Source organism: Saccharopolyspora gloriosae, assembly GCF_022828475.1.
Lineage (GTDB): Bacteria > Actinomycetota > Actinomycetes > Mycobacteriales > Pseudonocardiaceae > Saccharopolyspora_C > Saccharopolyspora_C gloriosae_A.
Genome location: NZ_CP059557.1, coordinates 2,775,638 through 2,797,848, shown reverse-complemented (window position 1 = coordinate 2,797,848; position 22,211 = coordinate 2,775,638). Strand labels below are relative to the sequence as shown.

The 22,211-nt window shown below is 69.3% G+C and carries 19 protein-coding genes; 8 read left to right on the top strand and 11 right to left on the bottom strand.

Annotation, left to right across the window (positions count from 1 at the left end):
* Positions 1-6 precede the first annotated feature (6 nt).
* Both fxsT and H2Q94_RS11975 read left to right on the top strand, forming a co-directional pair.
* Entirely contained in the window at positions 7-1,347 is a 1,341-nt protein-coding gene (gene fxsT / locus H2Q94_RS30470) for an FxSxx-COOH system tetratricopeptide repeat protein (RefSeq protein ID WP_258718687.1), read from the top strand.
* 291 nt (positions 1,348-1,638) lie between these two features.
* Positions 1,639-2,460 carry an SAM-dependent methyltransferase gene (locus tag H2Q94_RS11975; RefSeq protein WP_243794684.1) on the top strand — a complete coding sequence of 274 codons (822 nt, stop codon included), beginning with the start codon at positions 1,639-1,641 and terminating at the stop codon, positions 2,458-2,460.
* Positions 2,461-2,495: 35 nt separating this feature from the next.
* On the opposite strand, the gene H2Q94_RS11970 is transcribed toward H2Q94_RS11975, so the two are convergent.
* Together H2Q94_RS11970 and H2Q94_RS11965 are read right to left on the bottom strand one after the other, a co-directional pair.
* On the bottom strand, positions 2,496-3,290 hold the full coding sequence (locus H2Q94_RS11970; protein ID WP_243794683.1) for a formaldehyde-activating enzyme: 795 nt from the start codon (positions 3,288-3,290) through the stop codon (positions 2,496-2,498).
* A gap of 141 nt (positions 3,291-3,431) precedes the next feature.
* Positions 3,432-4,406, bottom strand: coding sequence for an alcohol dehydrogenase catalytic domain-containing protein (locus H2Q94_RS11965; protein ID WP_243794682.1), 975 nt, complete (start codon positions 4,404-4,406; stop codon positions 3,432-3,434).
* A 487-nt stretch (positions 4,407-4,893) separates the two neighbouring features.
* Between H2Q94_RS11965 and H2Q94_RS11960 the strand changes: the two genes are divergently transcribed.
* The 3 genes from H2Q94_RS11960 (at position 4,894) to H2Q94_RS11950 (ending at position 8,676) form a co-directional block, all read left to right on the top strand.
* Positions 4,894-5,670: an SDR family oxidoreductase gene (locus H2Q94_RS11960; protein WP_243794681.1), complete on the top strand. Its 777-nt coding sequence runs from the start codon at positions 4,894-4,896 to the stop codon at positions 5,668-5,670.
* A 29-nt stretch (positions 5,671-5,699) separates the two neighbouring features.
* On the top strand, positions 5,700-7,142 hold the full coding sequence (locus H2Q94_RS11955) for an FAD-binding oxidoreductase (RefSeq protein WP_243794679.1): 1,443 nt from the start codon (positions 5,700-5,702) through the stop codon (positions 7,140-7,142).
* A gap of 106 nt (positions 7,143-7,248) precedes the next feature.
* A complete protein-coding gene (locus H2Q94_RS11950; protein WP_243794676.1) occupies positions 7,249-8,676 on the top strand; it encodes an FGGY-family carbohydrate kinase in 1,428 nt (475 codons plus the stop codon).
* Between the two features lie 297 nt (positions 8,677-8,973).
* Here H2Q94_RS11950 and H2Q94_RS11945 read toward each other — a convergent pair whose 3' ends face one another.
* From H2Q94_RS11945 to H2Q94_RS11930, 4 genes are all read right to left on the bottom strand, one after another.
* Entirely contained in the window at positions 8,974-9,528 is a 555-nt protein-coding gene (locus tag H2Q94_RS11945) for a glycerol-3-phosphate responsive antiterminator (RefSeq protein WP_243794673.1), read from the bottom strand.
* A gap of 66 nt (positions 9,529-9,594) precedes the next feature.
* Entirely contained in the window at positions 9,595-10,818 is a 1,224-nt protein-coding gene (locus tag H2Q94_RS11940) for an acyl-CoA dehydrogenase family protein (RefSeq protein ID WP_243794671.1), read from the bottom strand.
* Between the two features lie 53 nt (positions 10,819-10,871).
* On the bottom strand, positions 10,872-12,218 hold the full coding sequence (locus H2Q94_RS11935; RefSeq protein WP_243794669.1) for an LLM class flavin-dependent oxidoreductase: 1,347 nt from the start codon (positions 12,216-12,218) through the stop codon (positions 10,872-10,874).
* Positions 12,219-12,340: 122 nt separating this feature from the next.
* Positions 12,341-13,774, bottom strand: coding sequence for an MFS transporter (locus H2Q94_RS11930; protein WP_243794668.1), 1,434 nt, complete (start codon positions 13,772-13,774; stop codon positions 12,341-12,343).
* Positions 13,775-14,492: 718 nt separating this feature from the next.
* On the opposite strand from H2Q94_RS11930, the gene H2Q94_RS11925 reads away from it, so the two are divergent.
* Entirely contained in the window at positions 14,493-15,533 is a 1,041-nt protein-coding gene (locus H2Q94_RS11925; protein WP_397545454.1) for an LLM class flavin-dependent oxidoreductase, read from the top strand.
* Positions 15,534-15,543: 10 nt separating this feature from the next.
* Here the strand turns inward: H2Q94_RS11925 and H2Q94_RS11920 are convergent, their stop codons facing one another.
* The 5 genes from H2Q94_RS11920 to H2Q94_RS11900 form a co-directional block, all read right to left on the bottom strand.
* Positions 15,544-16,329: an enoyl-CoA hydratase-related protein gene (locus H2Q94_RS11920; protein ID WP_243794667.1), complete on the bottom strand. Its 786-nt coding sequence runs from the start codon at positions 16,327-16,329 to the stop codon at positions 15,544-15,546.
* Positions 16,322-18,103 (bottom strand): acetate--CoA ligase family protein, encoded by a 1,782-nt coding sequence (locus tag H2Q94_RS11915; RefSeq protein WP_243794666.1) that lies wholly within the window; start codon positions 18,101-18,103, stop codon positions 16,322-16,324. Before H2Q94_RS11915 ends, H2Q94_RS11920 begins: the two co-directional genes overlap by 8 nt.
* The gene (locus tag H2Q94_RS11910; RefSeq protein WP_243794665.1) at positions 18,010-18,471 is read right to left on the bottom strand and encodes a CoA-binding protein; all 462 of its coding nucleotides are present in this window, start codon (positions 18,469-18,471) and stop codon (positions 18,010-18,012) included. The genes H2Q94_RS11915 and H2Q94_RS11910 overlap by 94 nt, the downstream gene beginning before the upstream one ends.
* Positions 18,472-18,570: 99 nt before the next feature.
* Positions 18,571-19,731: an acyl-CoA dehydrogenase family protein gene (locus H2Q94_RS11905; protein WP_243794664.1), complete on the bottom strand. Its 1,161-nt coding sequence runs from the start codon at positions 19,729-19,731 to the stop codon at positions 18,571-18,573.
* Positions 19,732-19,749: 18 nt separating this feature from the next.
* Positions 19,750-20,283 (bottom strand): thioesterase family protein, encoded by a 534-nt coding sequence (locus H2Q94_RS11900; protein ID WP_243794662.1) that lies wholly within the window; start codon positions 20,281-20,283, stop codon positions 19,750-19,752.
* Positions 20,284-20,456: 173 nt separating this feature from the next.
* Here H2Q94_RS11900 and H2Q94_RS11895 point away from each other — a divergent pair, with 173 nt between their 5' ends.
* Together H2Q94_RS11895 and H2Q94_RS11890 are read left to right on the top strand one after the other, a co-directional pair.
* Entirely contained in the window at positions 20,457-21,251 is a 795-nt protein-coding gene (locus H2Q94_RS11895; protein ID WP_243794660.1) for an IclR family transcriptional regulator, read from the top strand.
* A 62-nt stretch (positions 21,252-21,313) separates the two neighbouring features.
* Positions 21,314-22,207 carry an LLM class F420-dependent oxidoreductase gene (locus H2Q94_RS11890; protein WP_243794659.1) on the top strand — a complete coding sequence of 298 codons (894 nt, stop codon included), beginning with the start codon at positions 21,314-21,316 and terminating at the stop codon, positions 22,205-22,207.
* Positions 22,208-22,211: the final 4 nt, after the last annotated feature.

The following is a 22,211-nucleotide window of genomic DNA, read 5'->3' as shown; positions in this document are numbered from 1 at the left end:
GAAGCGGTGCACGGCAGTGATGATCCGGCGGTGCGGAAGCTCATCATCCAGCTGGTGCGCTACCGGCACCGGCGCGGCGAGTTCGAGGCGAGCCGCGATCTCGCCGCTGAGGCCGTGGCCGGCTGGCGCCCCGTCCTCGGCGAGCACGCCGAGGAGCTGAACACGCTGAACATGCACTTGGCCAATGCGTTGCGCAGCAACGGCGAACGCGACGCGGCCCGCGAGATCGACGAGCAGATCCTGAATTACGCGCGCACTCAGCTCGGCCCGAACCACCGGACCACGGTGTGGGCTGCCAACGGCCTGGCCGCCGATCTGCGCCAGCTCGGCGACTGGCGCGGTGCCTGCGAGCTGGACCAGGACAGCTTGCAACGGTGCAGGCGCACGTTCGGCGCGGACGACGCCCACACGGTGCGGGCCGCGCACAACTACGCCGTTTCGCTGCGGATGATGGGCGATTTCCAGGCGGCGCTGGAGCTGGATCAGGACACCGCGCTGCGCCGCAGGCGCAGCCAGGGTGACACCCGGCAGCCCACGATGCTCTCCATCAACAACGTCGCCCGGGACTTGCGCGAGTGCGGCCGGTACGCCGAATCCGTCGAGATGCAGGAGAACACCTACGCCGTGTACCGGCGGGTGTACGGCGACCATCATCCGGACACGTTGCGAGCGTTGAAGAACCTGGCGGTGTCGGTCCGCAAAGCAGGCGACTACGCGCGTTCGACCACGCTGGCCAGGCAGTCCCTGGACCTGCACCGGCGAAATTTCGGCCCGTACCATCCGGAGGCGCTGGCGGCGGTCACCAACCTGTCCAATGACCTCTGCATGATCGGCGACGAAGTGGAGGCGAGGGCACGGGCCGAGCACGCGCACGCCCGGTTCCGCCAGGTTCTGGGCGAGCACCACCCGTACACGCTGTGCGGGGCGAACAACCTGACGATCGCGCTGCGGCTGAACGGGGATCCGGGCGCCCGCGAGCTGGGCGAGGCGACCTGGGCGACGTTCCGGGAAGTGCTCGGCGAAGACCATCCGCACACGCTGGCAACCGCCGCGAACCTCGCCAGCAGCCTGCACGCGGCAGATGACGCGCCCGGCGCCCGGCACCTCGACGAGGACGTCCTGCAGCGGTTCCGGCGAGTCCGAGGGACGGATCACCCGTGCGCGCTCGCCTGCGCGTCCAATCTGGCGATGGATCTGCGCACCCTCGGCGAACGCGTCGAAGCACGTTCCCTGGAACTGGACACATTGGACCGGTACGCGCAGGTGCTGGGACCGGACCACCCGGAAACCGTCGCGGCGACGGCCCGAGCTCGCTTGGACTTCGACACCGAACCACCACCGATGTAGCGCCCGAACCGCACCTGGCATCCCCAGTGCGGAGGTCGACCTTCTTCCGGCGCACGTCCGCGGTGGCGCGGCGATCGACGAACCGAACCTCAGTGGTTCCACCACGGCACAATGCGCCACTCAAAGAGCGCTCTGCATGGGCTACTGCGTCCAACCGGCGCGGAAGCAGCCGAACGCGTTCCGGGCGAAGCGGCGCACATCACGACCCGGTCGTCGTATCGGTGTGCCGAACCGGCGGGTATGTTCACACGTGGCTTGATTTGATACTGAGGCGGAAACGAGGGCAAGGCAGTGAGTGCGGGCCGAGCGGCGAAACCGGAAATCGACCAGTCGACGGCCAGCATCGCGCGGGTGTACGACGTCTTCCTCGGTGGCAAGGACAACTACGAGGTGGACCAGGCCGTCGCCGGTGCGGTGATCGAGCAGATCCCGCAGACGTTGGCCTTCGCGCAGGAGCACCGGGCGTGGCTGATCCGGGTGGTGCGTTTCCTGGCGAAGGCGGGCATCAAGCAGTTCCTCGACTGCGGGTCGGGTCTGCCCACGCAGGAGAACACGCATCAGGCCGCGCAGCGGTTCAACCCGGACTCCGCCGTGGTGTACGTGGACAACGATCCGATCGTCGCCGCGCACGGCCGCGCGCTCATGGAGGAGAACGACCGCACCCACTTCGTCGAGGGTGATCTGACCCGACCGGCCGAGTTGCTCGCCGACCCGCGGATCTCGAAGAACCTCGACCTCAACGAGCCGCTGGCGTTGATCCAGTGCTCGACGATCCACCACGTCACCGACGAGCAGCGTCCGCACGAGATCATGCGGAGCTACGTCGACGCCCTGCCCTCCGGTTCCTACGTCGCGCTGACCCACTGGCACGACCCCGCGGACGGCGGTGAGGGCAGCGACATCGCCCGCTACATCTCCGAGACCTTCCGCAACAGTTCGATGGGATCGGCCAACTTCCGATCCCGCGAGGAGATCGAGCGGCTGTTCACCGGGCTCGAGCTCGTCGAACCCGGCCTGACCCTGCTGCGCGACTGGTGGCCGGACGGCCCCCATGTCGCACCGGCGCAACCGGTCGACCAGATCGTCCTCGCCGGAGTCGCCCGCAAGCCGTGAACACCCGTGTCCGGCGATCGTTCTGAACGGGCTCCTCAGTCCCCTCGGTAGAACGGGTGGGTGAGCTGGTCGCGTCCGAGGACGAGGCGCCGGACGGCCGCCGGGTCGCGGCCGGTGGTGGCCTCCCCGACCGCGTTGCGGGTGGCTTCCCGGCTGGAGTTCTTCGCCGCCGTCTCGTCGTCGGCGTCCGGGTCGAGCCAGATCGAGACGAACACCAGCGTTTCCTGGTTCGCCACCAGGGTTCCCGCGGCGACCACGTCGAGAACTCCCTGGGCGATGCCCAGCTGGCAGGCCCCGGCGATGAGCCCGGGATCCGCGGGAGTCTTGTTCATCATCAGCGTCGGCGGGTTCAGCGTCTCGTAGGAGGGCTGGTCCTGGCCGACCGACACGAGGATCGGTGTGAAGCCCTCCGCCGGAGCGGTGTAAGTGGTGACCATCGCGGCAGCGGTCGGGCTGCCCCGGTCGGCCAGCACGACGTTGACGTGGCAGCCGTTGGGTTTCCGCCCGCCCCATCCCTGCGCGATGCGGCCGTCCAGCTGGCGGGTCGTGCTCATGTGCTCTCCTTGCCGTCCGATCGCGTTGCGCCGCGTTCCGGGCGACGCCGATTCTCCGCCTGCGGCGGTGTAGGTACCGGATCCCGCCCGGTGCACCACTGCGCCGACGTCCACCAACGTCCGCAGCAGCCGGTGCACGGTGGTCTTCGGCAGGTCCACCCGCCGGAGGATCTCGTTGAGCCGCAACGCTTCCCGCGATTCGGCCAACTCGCCGAGCACCAGGAAGGCCTGCGCCACCGCCGGGGCACGCGGGCCGGCCGCGGGTGTCCCGCTCACCAGGCGATGGCCTCGTCGAGCACCACGACCCGCGCCGGAGCTCCCCGGCGAGCATGTCGTTGAAGGTGTCGTTGATGTGCTCCAGCGGATACGTCCGGGAGATCAGCTTGTCCACCGGGAGCCGCCCCGCCGCGAACAGGTTCAGCAACGCCGGGATGTCCTGCCCGGGCGGCTCGACCCGTAGAGGCTGCCGGTCAGGTACTTCTCCTCGCGCACGAACCGCGCACCCGGCACCGCCGCGTAGGCGTCCGGGCCGGGCACGCCGACACAAACGATCGTGCCGCCGGTGGCGGTGGCGTCGAACGCCTCCCCCAGCACTCCTTCGCCGCCGACCGCGTCGATGGACACGTCCGCGCCGAGCCCGTCGGTCATCGCGCGGACGGTCTCCACGACGGGTTGGCTGCCCGGGTCGATCACGTGGGTGGCGCCGAACGCCGTGGCGCCGTCGCGCTTGTCCGCCTTCGGATCCACCACTATCACCCGCAGCGCACCGGAGTTGCAGGCCGCCATCACCGCGCTCAGCCCCACCCCGCCGGCACCGTAGATCAGCACCGAACTGCCGGGCGCGACCTTGGCGCGGTTGACCACCGAGCCGTACCCGGTGAGCACCCCGCAGCCGACCAGCGCGGCCACCGCCAGCGGCACGTCAGCGCGGATCCGGACGGCACTGGCCGCGGGCACCACCGCGTGGTCGGCGAAGGTGGACAGGAACGAATAGTGGTGCACGTCGCGGCCCTCGTCGCGCATCCGGACGCCGCCGTCCATCAGCGTCCCGCCGAGCAGTGCGGGCGCGCTGACCGTGCACAGCACCGGTCGCCCGCTCTCACAATGCCGGCAGCGCCCGCAGCTGGGCATCCAGGACAGCGCGACGTGGTCCCCGGGCGCGACGTGGGTGACCTCGGAGCCGACGGCCGCCACCACGCCCGCTCCCTCGTGCCCGAGCACGACCGGCAGCGGCGACGGGATCCGGCCGGCTCGGGTATGGGCGTCGCTGGCGCAGACGCCGGTGGCGGCGATCCGCACCAGGACCTCGCGCGGACCCGGATCGTCGAGTTCCAGTTCCCGGAGTCGGAGTGGGTCGCCGTATTGCTCCAGCACGGCAGCTTTTACGCGCATGACCGCTCGCTTTCATGTCGAGGGACGACGGCGGGAAAGGGCGCGAAAAGGCCCAGGCGGCCGTCAGAGCACGAGGGGGGATCGTCCGGAGGAGGGCTGAGTGATTCGTTCCAGATGTGGAACGAATTCCGGCGTGACGCCGGAAGTTTGTGGGGATCGACGCAGGAGTGTCAAGAGCGCGCCCGGGAATCGTCCCGAAGGCACGGCCCCGGCCATCGGCGGGCACGGCCTTGACAGCGGTCGAACGCGCTGGCTAGCGTGGTCGCACGTCCTTCGGGCGCGCCAACTTCAGATGTGCCCGCAGTTCCTGCGGGTGGTTGCTAGAGACCTAGAGAACAGCGACCCGTGCTCACGCCGGGGACTGTTCTCTTTTTTTGCGCTCGGAGCCGGTTCCCGCCGGACTCCGGAATCGTCGTGCCCGAATTCTTTTGATCAGCAGCAGTTCGCACCCCGCTACCTGACACCCCGGAAACCGGAAAGGCGACCAATGGACATTCGCGACTTCTCGCTGGACGCGTTCTCCCTCACCGGCAGGAACGCCGTCGTCACCGGCGGGAACACCGGACTGGGGCAGGCGTTCACGCTGGCGTTGGCGAAGGCGGGGGCCGACGTGTTCGTGCCCAGCGTGCTCGACGACGGCGGGGCCACCGAAGAGCTCGTCGAAGCCGCCGGGCGCCGGATGGAGTTCCTGCCCACCGATCTCACCGAGGACGGCGGCCCGCGGAACGCGATCGAGTCCTGCGTGTCCCGGCTCGGCTCGGTGGACATCCTGGTCAACTCGGCCGGGATCTGCCGCACCGCGCCCGTCGCCGAGTTCGGGCGGGCCGAATGGGACCCGATGCTGGACGTCAACCTCACCGTCCCGTTCGAGCTCAGCAGGGAGGCCGCCCGGTTCATGACGGCGCAGCGATCCGGCAAGATCATCAACATCGCGTCGCTGTTCTCGTTCCTGGGCGGCCAGTGGTCCCCCGCCTACGCGGCGACCAAGCACGCGATCGTGGGCTTCACCAAGACCTACTGCGACGAACTCGCCCAGCACGGCATTCAGGTCAACGCGATCGCACCGGGCTACTTCGCCACCGCCATCACCGAGCAGACCCGCGCCGACCCGGTGGCCAGCAGCCGGGTGCTCGACCACATCCCCGCCGGACGCTGGGGCGAGGTCGCGGACCTGATGGGCGCCACCGTCTTCCTCGCCAGCGCGGCGTCCGACTACGTCAACGGGCAGGTGCTCGCCGTCGACGGCGGCTACCTGACCCGCTGATCAGCACTGAACCGGAACGGAGAGAACCCTTGACCGCAACATCCGAACGTCTCGTCGACCGGCTGCGCGAGATCGCAGGCCCGCAGCGCGTGGTGACCGACGAGCAGGAGCTGCGCGAAGCCAGCGTGGACCGCTTCAAGAAGTACACCGCGGTGCACGGCATCTTCGACGGTCCGCTTCCCTGGGCGATCGTGCGCGCGGCCGACACCGCGCAGGTCGCCGCGGTGCTCGCGTTCGCCGATGAGCACCGGATCAACGTGGTGCCGCGCACCGGCCGGACCGGCACCGAGGGCGGACTGGAGACGAACGTCGAGAACACGATCGTGCTCGACGGCTCGGACATGGACGAGATCCTGCACATCGACCCGCAGAACATGCAGGTGACCGCCCAGTGCGGCGTTCCTCTGCAGGTCTTGGAGGACGCGGCGCGCGAACACGGCCTCACCACCGGGCACTCGCCGCAGTCCAAGCCGCTGGCTCAGATGGGCGGGCTGGTGGCCACCAGGTCGATCGGGCAGTTCTCCACCCTCTACGGCGGCATCGAGGACATGGTGGTCGGGCTGGAGGCCGTGTTCCCGGACGGCAGCACCAGCCGGATCAAGAACGTGCCGCGCCGGGCGGCGGGCCCCGACATCCGCAGCATCGTGATCGGCAACGAAGGCGCGCTGTGCTTCGTCACCGAGGTGACGGTGAAATTGTTCAAGCACCAGCCCGAGAACAACCGCTTCCACGGATACCTGCTCGACGACGTGCACACCGGGATCTCGATCCTGCGGGAGGTCGTGACGAACGGGTTCCGCCCGTCGGTGGCGCGGGTCTACTCCGAACAGGACGCCGACCAGCACTTCGCGCACTTCAACGACGGCCGCTGCGTGCTGGTGTTCGTGGCCGAAGGCCCCGCGGGCATCGTCGAGGCCACCAGCGCCGAGATCGAACGCGTCGTCGCCGAACACTCGAACACGCCGGTGGATCCCGCGCTGATCGAGTCCTGGTTCGAGAACCTGAACTGGGGCACCGACAAGATCCGCGCCGAGCAGCAGGCGATGCTCACCGAACACCGCCTCGGCTACACCACCGAGATCTCGGCGAACTGGTCGAGCATCGGCGCCATCTACGACAGCGTCATGCACCGGATCCGCACCGAGTTCCCGCGGTTCGAGGATCTGACGATGCTCGGCGGGCACTCTTCGCACAGCTACCAGACCGGCACGAACATGTATTTCGTCTACGACTACCGGATCAACTGCGAACCCCGCGAGGAGATCGAGCAGTACCACCGGCCGCTGAACGCGATCATCGTCGAGGAGGCGTTGCGACACGGCGGATCCATGGTGCACCACCACGGAATCGGCAAGTACCGTGCACAGTGGACCGAACAGGAGCACGGCAGTGCTTACCGGATGTTGGTGCGCCTCAAGGAATCCTTCGACCCGAACGGGATCATGAACCGCGGCACGATCTTCCCGGACTGAGGACTCCGTTGGAGGATCCACGGATCATCCCGCCCGAACCCGCTACCGGCGCGGCCGCAACGGCGCGGCCCGCCGCCCGTCCCCTCCCCCAGCACGGAACGAGACGATGACGCGCTACCTGGTCGGAATCGACAACGGTTCGCAGAGCACCAAGGTCACGATCTTCGACGAGCGCGGCGCCGTGGTCAGCCACGGTCGTCAGGCGCTGCGGCCCAGCAGCACGCCACGGCCAGGTGTGGTCGAACATCCCGACGACGACCTGTGGTCCTCCATCGGGGCCGCCTGCCGCACGGCGATGGCCGGTTTCCCCGGCGACCCTCGGGACATCGCGGGTGTCGGGCTGTGCACCATCCGGTTCTGCCGCGCGCTGCTGCGCGCCGACGGGAGCCTCGCGCGGCCGGTGCTGAGCTGGATGGACGAACGGGTTTCCCGGCCCTACGAGCACGAGGACGACTCGGTGGCGTACGTGACCACGTCCTCCGGCTACCTCACGCACCGGCTGACCGGGGAGTTCCGCGACACGGCCGCGAATTACCAGGGCGTGTGGCCGATCAACACCGACACCTGGCAGTGGTCCCAGGACCCGGCGGCGCATCGGGAGACCGGACTGCCGCCGGACATGCTGTTCGAGCTCGTCATGCCGGGCGAGACGCTGGGCAGGCTCACTCCGGCCGCCGCCGAGCACACCGGCCTGCCCGGCGGGCTGCCGGTGGTGGCCACCGCGAACGACAAGGCCGTGGAAGCATTGGGGTGCGGCCTGCGCGACCCGGACACGCTGCTGATCTCGCTGGGCACCTACATCACGAGCATGACGACCGGCGAACGCAACATCACCGGAGCGGACCGGTTCTGGACGAACTTCGCCTGCGAACCGCACCGCTACCTCTACGAGAGCGGCGGAATCCGGCGCGGCATGTGGACGGTGAGCTGGCTGCGGGACCTGCTCGGCGAAGAGGTGACCGGACGGGCTCGGGAAGCCGGGCTCGGCGTTGAGGAATATCTGGACGCCGAGGCGTCCCGGGTCCCGCCCGGCTGTGACGGTCTGATGGCGGTGCTGGACTGGCTCGCCCCGGTCGACGCCCCCTACCGCAAGGGCGCGTTCCTCGGCTTCGACGGCCGCCAAGGCCGGTTCCACCTCTATCGCGCGGTGCTCGAAGCCATCGCGCTGACGATGCACGAGCACGCCACGGCGATGGCAGGCGAACTCGGCACCGACTTCGAACGGGTGCTGGTCTCCGGCGGTGGCGCGGGATCCGAAGTGATGATGGGCATCGTCGCGGACGTGTTCGGCACCGCCGCCGGGCGGCCCGCGGTGAACAACGCGGCGGGACTCGGTGCCGCGCTGATCGCCGGGGTCGGACTCGGCCGGTTCTCCGACGTGGACGAGGCGACCCGCGCGATGGTCTCCATCAACGCCGAGTTCCGGCCCACGCCCGCCAACCAGCAGCTGTACGCGCGCCAACGCGAGGTCCATCGGGACATCACCCGCCACACCGACGAAATCTTCCGCCGCTCCGCGAGCATCTTCGGCTGAGGGGTTCCTACTGGAGGGTGACTCCACTCGGCTCTGCGGCCCTGCCCGACGGCTCACCAGGGTTGAGAGCGAACACTCCGGGACTCGGTTCGTCGGAAGCGAGTCGGATCTGTTGGACTTGAGCGCTGGGCCACCGCGTTGCCGTCGTCCACGTCACCTTCAGCAACGAGTTCACGAGAAGTTGAGCCGAACTCGGGTCCGCACCGCTTACGTCCGTTCCGAACATATGGGCGGCCCGGTGAAGTTCGGGAACGTTGACCACCGAAGCACCCGGCGGTCCGCTGCCTCGTCAGCGGCTCACATCGACCAGACGTCGGTGTTGGAGGAGGCGATCGCCGCCGCCCCCGCTCCCAGGGCGGCGACGACGTCTTCCTTGTCGCACACCAGGCCACCGGCGATGATCGGCACGTCGATGTCGGCGCGCAGCCAGCTGATCACCCGGGGTACGCATCCCGGGAGGATCTCCACGAAGTCGGGCTTGGACAGCTCGATCTGCTTGGCGAGGTTGTGGTACGAGAACGAGTCGACCAGGAAGAAGCGATGCACCGCGTGCAGTCCTTGACTCCGCGCCGCCTTGACCAGCATCGCCTTGGAGCTGAGCAGGCCGTCGGCTCGAGTGTTCTCCTTCAGGAAGCGGACGGCGATCTCCTTGCCGACGAGGCCCTCCACCAGGTCGACGTTGACCAGTACCGTCTTGCCCGCCCGCTTCAGCTCCTCGACCAGGCCCGGAAGCGTGAGGATCGTCCCGCAGAGCAGGAACACGACCGAGCGGTCCGACCGCAGGACGTCGTGCAGTCCCGCCTCGTCCTTGACGCTCGCGATCACCGGGTCGTCGCGCAGAAGTTCGTGCATGGTGGCCGAATCATGCCACAGCACCGGCGGGCGGTCGCCCGACCGCCCACGCCCGCATCTGCTGGTCTACTCCGCCTCGGACACCGCGGATCGGGCCGTGCCGACCGAAGGGTCGATCCTGGGACGAGCACCGTTGAGGACGTGATCACCGACCATGCGTTGCTTGTAGATCACCGGGTTGTGCACGGTGAGGGTGCGGGCGTTGCGCCAGTGCCGGTCCAGCCGCAGGTCCTCGTCGACGATGGAGGCGCCGCCCACGTCGAACAGGGCGGAGGTCGCGCCCAGCACGAGTTCGCTCACGGTCACTTGCGCGCGGTAGGCGGCGACGTCGGCGGCCGCCGCCAGTTCCCGGTCGTGCGGGCGCGCGGCGGCGGCCTCCAGTTCCGCGGCGGCGGCCAGCACGATGGCGCGGGCGGCGTGCGCTGCGCTGTCGACACGGCCCACGACCTGCTGGACCAAGGGGTCGTGGCGGACGAGGTCGGCGTTGCCCTGGTTGAAGGTGCGTCGCCTGCGGCGCACGTATTCCGCGGCGTCGGACGACGCGCGGTGCGCGATGCCGGCCAAGCCCGCGAGCTGGACCAGCTGCAGGAAGCCGTGTCGTGACGTCGCATCGTCCGGCCGAGGACCGCGGCGGATTTCGGCGGGGTCGACTTCGACATCGTCGAAGCGGGTCGTGCCGCTGGCGGTGAGTCGTTGACCGAAGCCGCGCCAGTCGTCCTGCCGCACCACTCCCGGCGCGTCGGCGGGCACGACCAGCCGGACGTGCTCGCCGTCTTCGTTCGCGGCGAATGTGGAGATGTAGTCCGCGTAGAGGGTGCCGGTGCTGTAGAACTTGGTGCCGTTGAGCAGCAACCTGCCGTCGACCGCGCGCACCTCGGTCGACACGGTGCCGCGCTCGTTCGCGCGTTCGGACGTGGCGGCGCCGAGCAGCGCACCCGAGCCGATCCGGCTCAGCCACTCCCGCCGATGAGCGGAGTCCGGCTCGGCGAGGACCTCTTCGGTGAAGCTGAAGTGCACCCGCAGCGCCTGCGGCAGGTTGGATTCCGCCGCGGCGAGTTCGATCAGCAGCAGGAAAAGTTGCCGGACGTCCACGCCGAGGCCGCCGTGCTCCGGTGCCAGCCGGATCGCACCGAATCCCGCGTCGCGCAACGCGCGCACTTCGTCGTGCAGCAGCCGCCGATTCTGTTCGCGATCGGTGGCGCGCTCGGCGATGCGCCCGAACAGCGGGCGGAACAGCTCCAGCAGATCCTCGTCGGTGGGGCGGGACGTTGAGATCGCGGTGTCGGTCACGGCGACTCCCTTTCGATGATGCTGCGACTGTGTTGGTACAGCGGGAGAAACGCTCAGCTCGCTGAGGACGAGTGCGGGGTTTCGGTTTCGTAGCGGCTGGGCGGCCTGCTCAGCCCGAGGTGCTCGCGCAGGGTCGTACCGGTGTACTCGGTGCGGAAGAGGCCTCTCCTGCGCAGCTCGGGCACGACGTGATCGACGAAGGTCTCCAACCCGGACGGCAGCACATCGGGCATGAGGTTGAACCCGTCCGCGGCGCCGTTGCGGAACCAGTGCTCGATGGTGTCGGCGATCTGCTCCGGGGTGCCGATCGCGTACCGGTGCCCGCCGCCGCCGAGCAGGGCGAGTTCCCGGACGGTCAACCCGTCCGCGCGGGCGTAGTCGGCCACCGCCTTGGCGAAACCGCGTGAGCCCGGCTTCTCGTCGAGCCCGCGCAGCAGGTGTTCCGGTACCGGTGCGTCCAGCTCGAGCTGATCGACCGGGACGCCGAGGTTGGCGGCGAGCTTGCCGATCGCCCACTGCTGCCCGCCGAGCTCGTCCAGTTCGGCCTTGCGGGCCTTGGCCTCGGCTTCGGTGGCGGCGATGACCGTGCACAGGCCGGGCAGGATCTTCAGCGCGTCGGGGTTTCGGCCGAAGTCCCGGGCGCGCTGCTTCATCTCCGCGTAGAACCGCCTGCCCTCGTCGAAGGTGGTCTGCGCGGCGAACACCGCGTCGGCGGTCCGCGCGGCGAGTCGTTTGCCGTGCTCGGAACCGCCCGCCTGGACCAGTACCGGTCGTCCCTGCGGCGAGCGCGGAAGCGGCAGCGGGCCGCGCACCGAGAAGTGCTCGCCTCGGTGCTCGACGGCGTGGATGCGGTCGGGGTCGGCCAGATCACCCGCCTGGTCGCCGACGAGTGCGCCGTCCTCCCACGAGTCCCACAGCTTCCGCACCACATCGACGAACTCCTCGGCTCGTCCGTAGCGGTCGTGGTGCTCCGGGAGTTCGGGCAGCCCGAAGTTGGGCGCCACCGTCGGGTCGTACGTGGTGACCGCGTTCCAGGCCGCCCGGCCACGGCTGACGTGGTCCAGGGTGGAGAACCTGCGGGCGATGTTGTACGGGTCGTTGAACGTCGTGGAAGCAGTGGCGACCAGCCCGATCCGTTCGGTGGCCGCCGCCACCCCGGTCAGCAGCACGGTCGGTTCCAGGCCGAGCGTCGGGCGTGCCCGCGCATCCTCCCGCAAACCGGGTATGTCGGCGAGGAAGACCGCGTCCAGCGTGCCCCGCTCCGCGATGCGCGCGATGTCCCGGTAGAAGTCGACGTCGAGGTAGGAGAACGGATCTTCTTGCTTGCGCCAAGCGCTGACGTGTATTCCGGCGTTGTACATGTTCACGCCGAGGTGCAGTTGTCGATCAGCAGTGGTCATGACGCCCTCCGTGCGGAAACTGATGTTCGGTGGTGCCGAAAGCCGCTTTTCCTTGCTGCTACGGGAGGTGCTTCAGGAGCGACATGGCTGCATCACGCGTCGTCCGCCCGGACGGAGTTCGATCACCGGTCCGCCGCCTCCGCGTCGGCGTCGTGGATCGTCGGTTCCCAGCGCTGCGCCAGCACCGCGAGCAGGCCGGCCAGTGGCGCGATTGCGATCACCCAGAACACCGCCGTGCCCAGCGCGGTGCTGAGCACCGGGAACAGGAACAGCGCGACCGTGGCGCCGAGCCGCGTCGTGCCCTGGTTGAAGCCCAGGCCGGTACCGCGCAGCGCCGTCGGGTAGCCGAGCGAGGCGAAGTTCATGTACTGCGCGCCGGGACCGGCGGCTTGGGCGAACATGAACGCCCCGAGCGCGACGACCGCGGACAGCACGAACGCCGTGCTCGACGGTTCGCCGATGATCGCCAGCACGATGAGCGCACCGAGCTGGATCGCGAAACCGACCAGCGCAGGCCGCCATGCGCCGATCCGGCCCGCCAGCCGGATGCCGAGGAAGCCGCCCGTCACCGCGAAAACGAGGTTGAGCACGAGCGAAGCGCTGATCGTGGTGAGTTCGCCCTGCGCCAGCAGGCTGCCGATGATCACCGGCAGTCCGTAGGCGACGGCGTTGTAGCCGAAGGTCTGGGCGACCGCGATCACCAGCGCCTGCACCGTGCGGGCTCGGTAGCGTCCGGAGAACAACCGCAGGAAGTCCCGCAGCCAGTTCGGCCGCGAACGCACCGCCGCAGGCGCGTCGTCGGCGACGACCGCGGGCACACCGTAGGTCTGGGTCAGGATGTCGGCCGCCCGATGCAGATCCCCTTGACTCGCCGCCCAGGACGCCGACTCGCTCATGTACTTGTTGCGCACCAGCAGGATCACGATCGCGGGCACCGCACCGAAACCGACGGAGAACCGCCACAGCAACCCGTGCTGATCTTCGGGCAGGACGAAGTACAACCCGAGGATCACGAGGTAGCCGACGCTCGTCGCCACGTACCAGGCCGGTGACCAGCCTGCCGTGCGCGCGCCCTTGCCGCCTTTGCCGCGCAGGCGGGAGAACTCGGCGAGGAACGCCATCGCGACCGGGATGTCCATCCCGACCCCGAAGCCCATCAGGAACCGGAAGAACACCAGGACTTCCACGTTCGGCGCCAGCGCGCAGCCGATCGCGGAGATGACGAAGAACAGCATGTCCGCCATGAACACGCGATAACGTCCGAGCCGGTCGGTGAGGAACCCGCCGAACCAGGCGCCGAACACCGCCCCCACCGCGATGGAGGCCGTCACCGCTCCCGCACCCGTGGCGGTCAGGCCGAACTCGTTCTTGATGTCGGTGATGCCGTAGGCCAGCGAGGTGAGGTCGTAGGCGTCGAGGAAGATTCCGCCGAGCGCCAGCAGCACGACCATCTTCGCGTGACTGCCGCGCGCGGCCCCCGAATTGACCAGGTTCGTGACGTCCTGGGCCGAGCGGATGAGCACGGGGCGTTGTTCACCGGTGGAGAGGGTGGACACGGGCTGGGGCTCCTGTCGGATCGTGCTCGCGAACGGCGAGCCGGAAAGCCTGAACGAGGTTCCCCACGCGGAGGAGCCGAACGGAGACAGCCGGGATCGCCATCCGATTTCTTCGCCGTCAGGCGGAAAGGAACCGATGCACGGTACGAATGGATTCCGGTGTCCGGCCGGGCGCGTGCGTGCGCCGCCGGTCCGCGTTCAGGCTCGAACGGCGCGGGGGTCGATCAGCTTCGACACCGCGCGCTGGCGGAGAACGCGAGGTCGACCTCACGCCGGGACCACAGGAGCAGATCACGCACGAGCCGAACCATATGGGTCGAACCGCTGCCCGCCAATGCGTCTCACGACGCGGGATTCCCAGCTCACACCGACCGGCGGATCGGCTCGGAGGCTTCCCGTGCACCCGATGTCGCGGTAGAGGTTTTGCAGCATGATGTTTTGATCCTGCTCAGTCGTCTCCTCAGCGGCGAAGCCGATGACCGGTGACCGGCTTGAGCAAGATGACCACCGGCGGGTTCTCAGCGGCTTCCTCGCGAGGACGGCGATTTCGCTGTGCACGGCATGCATGAGAAAGCGATCCAGCGAGCAAGCCGCTGCGGTTCCGCTGAGCTACCCACTACGCAGGCCATTCAGAAACGACCCTCCATCCCGACAGATGAGATGCCGCTCGACGCGGGACTACCGGGGCGCGCGGTCGCGTTGATCGGCGGTGACCGGAGTGACGGGACTGGAGGGCACTGTGTCCGAGCTGGTGAAACCCCTGCGCAAGTTGGGCTTCCTGACGATCGGCCTGTTCGACGGGGACGATCCCCGTCCCGGCCACGAGTCGACGCTGGAGATCGTCGAGCTGGGTGAGCGGCTGGGATTCGACACCGCGTGGGTGCGCCACCGTCACCTGCAGTACGGCATCTCCTCCCCCACGGCGGTGCTCGCCGCGCTCACCCAGCGCACCAGCCGGATCAACCTGGGCACCGCGGTGATCCCGCTGGGCTGGGAGAACCCGCTGCGGCTCGCCGAGGACCTGGCGACGGTCGACGTGCTCTCCGGCGGGCGGCTCAACCCCGGAGTGAGCGCGGGGCCGCCGATGCACTTCGAACGGGTCCGCTCAGCGCTGTACCCGGACACCGCCGATCAGGAGGACCTCGGTTACGGGCGGGCCGAACGGTTCATCGACTTCCTGCGCGGGACACCGGTCACCGAGTTCCGCGGTACCGAAGGCATCGAGGTGTTCTCCGACCGGGTGCAGCCGCATTCGCCGGGCCTGGCCGACCGTGTCTGGTACGGCGGTGGCAGCCTGCGCTCGGCGGCATGGGCCGGTCGGCGCGGACTGAACCTGCTGGTCAGCAACGTGGTCAAGGCCGAACGTTCCGAGGACTTCGAGCAGATCCAGCTCGGGCTGATCGAGGAGTTCCGCGCCCACCATCCCGCAGGGCACCGAGCCCGCGTCTCCCAAGGACTCGTGGTCATCCCCACCGACAGCGCGACTCCCGCCCAGCGGGCCAAGTACGCCGCGTACGCGGCGGAACGGTCGTCGCGCACCGGAACTCCGCACGGACCGGCCCGGATGATGTACGCCCCCGACCTGGTGGGCGACTCCGCCGAGCTCGCCGAGCGGCTGTCCGCGCACGCGGGGTTCCGCGCGGTGGACGAGGTTTCGTTCGCGCTGCCGTTCAGCTTCGACCACGACGACTACGTGCAGATCCTCACCGACATGGCCACGAAGCTGGGTCCGGCACTGGGCTGGTGCCCCGCGAACTGACCGGGAGGGGTCAACGGCCGCTCCAGGTCGGTTCGCGCTTCTCGGCGAAGGCGCGCGGGCCTTCCTTCGCGTCGTCGGAGGTCAGCGCCGCCTGGTAGTTCGGCAGCTTTCCGCTGCGCAGCAGGCGATAGCCGGATTCGGGGTCCAGCGCGGCGGTGTGCCGGGTGATCTCCTTGACGGCGGCGATCGCCAGTGGTGCCGCCGCGCAGATCCGGGCGGCCAGTTCGGCTGCTTCAGCGGGCAGCTCCGCCGCCGGGACGACGCGGTTGACCAGTCCCCATTCCCGGGCTTCGACTGCGGTCACCCGGCGGCCGGTCAGCAACAACTCCGCGGCCACGGCCCGCGGCAGCCGTTGCGGCAATCGCAGCACTCCACCGGCGTCGGGGACCATGCCCAGCGTCACCTCGGTCAGCGCGAACTCGGCGTGGTCGGCGGCCACCACCAGGTCGGCGGCCAGGGCTAGTTCGAAGCCGCCGCCCAGCGCCAGCCCGTTCACCGCCGCGATCACCGGCTTGTCCAGTTCGAAGAACTCGGTCAACCCGGCGAAACCGCCCGGCCCGTGGTCGGCGTCGATGGTTTCGCCTGCGGCGGCCGCCTTCAAGTCCCAGCCCGCGGAGAAGAACCGCTCGCCCCCTCCGGTGAGCACGGCGACGCGCAGCGAGTCGTCCCGGCGCAGGCGGTCGAAGGCCGCGTGGAGCGCGTTGCTGGTGGCCACGTCGACGGCGTTGGCCGTCGGCCGATCCAGGGTGATCGTCAGCACCCCGCCGTCCACGTCGAGTCGTACCGGGTCACTCATCTGAACTCCTCGTCTCCAGTATCAGCACGTCCACGGCGACCGCGCCGTGCGGCAGCGCCAGCAGCGGGTTCACGTCGATTTCCCGCAGGTGCTCGTTCTCGCGGGCGTAGTCGGCGATGGCGGCGATCGCCGACACCACGGAGTCGACATCGGCTCCCTCGCCCCGGAATCCGGACAGCAACGGCCAGATCTTCAGGCGCCCCAACGCATCCCGGATCTGGTCGTGCGACACGGGCAGCAGCGAGGTCGTCGCATCGCGCAGCAGCTCGACCAGCACACCGCCGGCTCCGACGGTCAACGCCAAGCCGAACCGGGCGTCGCGGCGCACCCCGACGATCAGTTCGGCGATCGCACCGCCGACCATCCGCTCGACCAGGAACCGGTCGCTGAGCCCGGCCATCTCCGCGACGGCGTCGCGCACCTGCTCCGGCCCGGTCAGGCCGAGCCGGACGGCACCGGCCTCGGTCTTGTGCGCCAAGTTCGCGGCGACCGCCTTGACCACAACGGGAAAACCTAGCTCCACAGCCGCTTCCGGCGCCTCGCCCGCGGTGACCACGCGGCCGTCGGGCACGGCCAGGCCGTACTCGGCGAGGGCTCGTTTTCCCGAGGGCTCGTCCACTCGCCGCTCTCGCCCGCGTCGCGGGCTCGGCACCCGCAGCGGAACGAGCGAGGCGGCGGCTTGTTGCGCCTCCCCGATCCGGGCGGCGGCCGCGATGGCGGCAAGGCAATCGGCGGTGCCCTGCATCGGCGCGACGCCCGCCGCCAGCAATCGTTCCCGCACCGAATCCGGCAATCCCTCCGGCAGTGAGCTGACCACACAACCCGCGCCGCCGTGGGAGATCTGCGCCGCGAGGAACGCGTCGATCGCGATCGTCCAGGCTCCGTCGACGCAGCGGTCTTCGCGCGGGAAGTCCGCCAGCAGCAGGTGGCAGTCGAAGTCGCCGCTGAACAGTTCGGCGAAGCAGGCGGCCTGCTTCGCACGGTCACCCCAGATGTAGGTGTGGTAGTCGAGCGGGTTGGCGATCGACACGCGTTCACCCAACAGCTCGCGCAGCCGTCGCCGGGTGCCCTCGCGGAACTCGGGCAGGTCGAGACCGTGGCTTTCCGCCAGATCGGCGACCAGCGCGGCCTCGCCGCCCGAGGCGCTGGCCGAAGTGATCCGGCGACCGCGCAACGGACCGTTGACGTGCAGGAACTTCAGCGCCTCCACGAAGGTGCCCACCTGCTGCACGCGCGCCATGCCGAGCCGCCGGAACAGCGCGTCGCACAGCACGTCCGAGCCCGCGAGGGAACTGGTGTGGCTGAGCGTCGTCCGGGCTCCCACCTCCGACGTTCCCGACTTCAGCACCACGATCGGAACACCTTTGCGCGCTGCGAGGACACCGGCCCGGGACAGCCGGGCGACGTCGTCCACTCCCTCCAAATGGAGGCCGATCGCGGTGATGCGCGGATCGTCGAGCATCGCCTCGACGAGATCGGGGACACCGGTGACCGCACCGTTGCCCAGGGTCACGAGCTGCGCGATCGGCAGCGCCCTGCGCTGCATGGTCAGGTTCTGGCCGATCGTCCCGCTCTGCGTGATGATCGCGACGCCGCGATCCACCCGCTGCCCGCCGTGCTGGTCCGGCCACAAGGCCATGCCGTCGAGGTAGTTGAGCACGCCGAAGCAGTTCGGTCCGATCAGCGCCACGTCCCCCGCGGCGTCCACCAAGGACCGTTGCAGTTCGGCGCCCGCGGCGTTGTGCTCGGCGAAACCCGACGCATGGCAGACCACTCCCCTGCACCGCGCGCGGCGAGCTCGGCCACGGCCGCCACGGCGGCCGACTTGGGCACCGCGACGAACGCGGCGTCGGGAGCTTCCGGCAGCTCCGCGGCACTGCGGTAGCAGGCGATGCCCTCGATGCTGTCCCGCCGCGGGTTGACGGGCCAGATCCGCCCTCGAACCCGATTTCGCGGCTCTGCGCGATCACCTCGGCGGCCACCGCACCGCCGTAAACGGCGACGTGGCGCGGGTTCAGCAACCGCCGCACTTTCCGCGCATGGACATCGGCGTTCGCCCGGGCGACGGCCGACCCACCGCCGCGATCGTTCGGTAAGTCTATTGTGGACTCTTCTGTCATTTCCCACCCCTGCTGCGAACATGCCGCTCGATCACTCCACGTGGATCAACCGGGCGACATCCGAGGGACTCCGGACGTCCGCCGGAGCACTGAAAGATTTCCGCGCGACCGGCTCGAACCCTCACGAACCCAACGGGCGCAGCAGGGAACGGGAGATGATGTGCCGCTGGATTTCGCTGGTGCCGTCCCAGATCCGTTCCACCCTGGCGTCCCGCCAGAAACGTTCGATCGGCAACTCGGACATCAGTCCCATGCCGCCGAAGATCTGCACCGCGTGGTCGGTGATGCGGGCCAGCGCTTCGGTGGCGAACAGCTTCGCCATCGCCGCGTCCCGATCGGTCATGGCGCCCGCGTCGAGCTTCGCCGCGGCCCGGAGGGTCAGCAGCTCGGCCGCTTCGAGTTCCGTCGCCATGTCCGCGAGCGGGAAGGAAACACCTTGGAAACGCCCGATCGCCCGGCCGAACTGCTCACGTTCGGCGGCCCACCCGGTGGTCATCCTTAGGACGCGCCGCGCCCTGCCGACGCTGGTGGCGGCGACGCTGAGGCGGCTGGCGCCCAGCCATTCGCCCATCAGCTCAAAACCCTGCCCCTCGTCGCCCAGGCGCTGGGCCACCGGGACGCGGCAGTCCGCGAAGGCCAGTTCGCTCTGGTGGTAGCCGCGATGCGACACGCAGCCCGAACCGGGCGTCACGGTCAGCCCGGGCGCATCCAGGTCGACCAGGAAAGCGGTGATCAGGTTCTTCGGTCCGCGCGGGGTGTCCTCGACGCCGGTGGCGGCGAACAGCACCACGAAGTCGGCCATGTCGGCGTGGCTGATGAAGTGCTTGGTGCCGTGGAGCACGTACTCGTCGCCCGTGCGCACCGCAGTCGCGCTCATCGACCGGACGTCGGAACCCGCGCCGGGTTCGGTCATCGCGAGGCAGTCGTGGCGTTCGCCGCGGATCGCGGGCAGCAGGTAGCGCTCGCGCTGCTCACCGGCACAAGCCTGGAGGATGTTGCCGGGGCGGGCCACCAGCGCCTGGAGGGCGTAGCCGGTGCGGCCGAGTTCCCGCTCGACGAGGGTCAGGCTGGTGGCGTCCAGCCCTCCACCGCCGAGCTCCGCGGGCATGTTCGGTGCGTAGAGACCGGATTCGAGGGCCTTCGCGCGGATCCGGCGGGCCAGTTCGGCGGGGACTTCGTCGCGGCGTTCCACCTCGTCCTCGTGCGGGGCGAGTTCGACTTCCACGAACTTGCGGACGGTCTCGACGATGATCTTCTGTTCGTCGGTGAGCTCAAAATCCACGGTTGCACTCCTCGGCGGTCAACGTGGGATGCCCATCGGCCGGCCGACCTGGTCCGGGATCGGAAGGTCGCGGTGGGCGCGGTGGACGGCGGTCAGCCGGTGCCTGAGGTGTTCGGGGAGCGAGCGGGCGCGGCCCTGCTCGGTGTCGACGTGCACGAGCAGCTGCTCCGCCGTGGCCAGCAGCCGTCCCGTCGACGCGTGGTGCATCTCGTGGAAGAGGTGCACTCGCTTGGCGTCGTGGTCGAGCAGTCGCAGGCTCAGCGCGAGCGGCTCGCCTTCGGCCACTTCCCGCTTGTGGTGGAGGTGGCTCTCCACGGTGTAGAGCGATCCGCCGCTTTCCCGGTACTGCTCGTCGACGCCGATGTACCGGAAAAACGCGTCGGAGTCGTCGCCGAACACGAGCAGGTAGCAGGACTCGCTCATGTGGCCGTTGTAGTCCACCCAGCGCGGGCTGACCTTCGTCTCGTGCAGTCGCAGCGGCGCCGGGATCGGTTCCGCGTCGTCCCAGGGCCGGCTCGCGCCGCCTTCGTACGGGGTTACCACTCGTTCCATGTATGTCTCACAATGTGCGTCGCTTGTTCGCACTATGCGACACTAGGGTGGGCGTTGGGTCGAGTCAAGGAGCCGCACCCACCGTCGCCACGCGGGACGGAACGGACGCCACTGCCTCCGCCGTCGACAACGGGCGACCATGAGGACGCCGAGGAGCCCACTAGGGTGGTGCCATGAGCGCGGAAGCGGCGGAAACCCCGGATGAACAGGGACAAGCACGATCCGGCGGACGAGTGCAGTCCCTGGACCGAGCGGTGGCGCTGCTCAACGCCGTCGCCACCAGTTCCCCGGACGGACGCTCCGCCGCCGACCTCGCCACCGCTTGCGGGCTGAACCGGGCCACCGCGTGGCGGCTGCTCGCCACCATGGAGCACCACGCGCTGGTCGACCGGAACCCGGCCACCAACCGCTACACGATCGGCTTCGCGGTCAGCCGGATGGCCGCCACCGCCGGCGTCGACGGACTCGTCCGCCGCGCCCACGGCGCGCTGGAACGGCTCAGCCGCACCACCGGTGAGACGGCGAACCTCGCCGTCGCCCAACGACTCGGACTGACCTATGTGGACGAAGTCGCACCGCCGACGGTGCTCAGCGCCCGCTGGCTGGGACGGGACGTGCCGATCCACGCGACCTCCGCGGGCAAGGCGTTCCTCGCGTGGCTGCCCGACAAAGAGGTCGAAACCCTGCTCGATTCACCACTGCCGGAATTCACCGCGAACACCCACACCGACCGCGACGCGCTGCGGACCGAACTCTTCGAGATCCGCGCCCAGGGCTACAGCGAAGGCGCAGGCGAACTCGAATCCCTCGTCAACGGCGTGTCCGCACCGGTGCTCGACGCCGGCCACCGCCCGATCGCCATCGTCAGCGTCGGCGGGCCGCAGGACCGCGTGCCGCCGTCCCGCTTCGGCGAATTCGGTGCGCTGGCGCGTGAAACGGCACAGGAGATCGCCGCCGCACTGCTCTGACGGGGCGCGGGCGCCCGAGTTGATCACGCGAGGTTCCGGTGGACGCCGGTAGCCTCGGCGGCATGAGCAAAATCAACTTCACTTCCCGGGTCGGCGTCTGGTGGACCAGTGACCTGTGGCCGATCAACGACGTGATCGCCCGCGCGCGTGAGATCGAGCAGCTCGGCTACGCCTCGCTGTTCTACGGCGAGGCCGGTGGCAAGGAGACCTTCACGCAGGCCGCCGCACTGCTCGGCGGCACCGAGCGACTCGCGATGGGCACCGGCATCGCCAACATCCACGCCCGCAGCGCCCCGGCCACCGAAGCCGCCACCCGCACGCTCGGCGCGCTGCACCCGGGCCGATTCGTGCTCGGGCTGGGCGTCAGCCACGCCCCGCTGGTGGAACGCAGCTACGCGGGCACCTACGCGAAACCGCTGAGCACCATGCGTGACTACCTGAAGACCATGGACTCCGTCTCGGACAAGATCGAACCGAACGAGCGGCGTCCGGCCCGGCTGCTGGCCGCGCTGGGGCCGAAGATGATCGAGCTCTCCGGCACCGCCGCCGACGGGGCGCACCCGTACCTGGTGACTCCCGAGCAGACCGCGAGCACCCGCGAGCAACTCGGGCCGGACAAGTGGGTCATCAGCGAACAAGCCGTCGCGCTCACCACCGACCGGGAGACCGGCCTGCGCCGCGCGCACGAGCACCTGCACATGTACTCGCAGCTGCCGAACTACCAGAATTCCTGGCTGCGCCAGGGTTTCGACGAAAGTGACGTGATCGTCGGAGGCTCGGACCGGCTGGCCGAAGGCATGGTCGCCATGGGTGACGCCGAAGTGGTCGCGGCGCAGGTGCAGCGGCATCTGGACGGCGGCGCCGATCACGTGCTCATCCAGGTCCTCGGCGACGACCGTTCCGGGGACCCGCTGCCCGCGCTCCGCGAACTCGCGCCGGCACTAGGCCTGGGCTGACCGG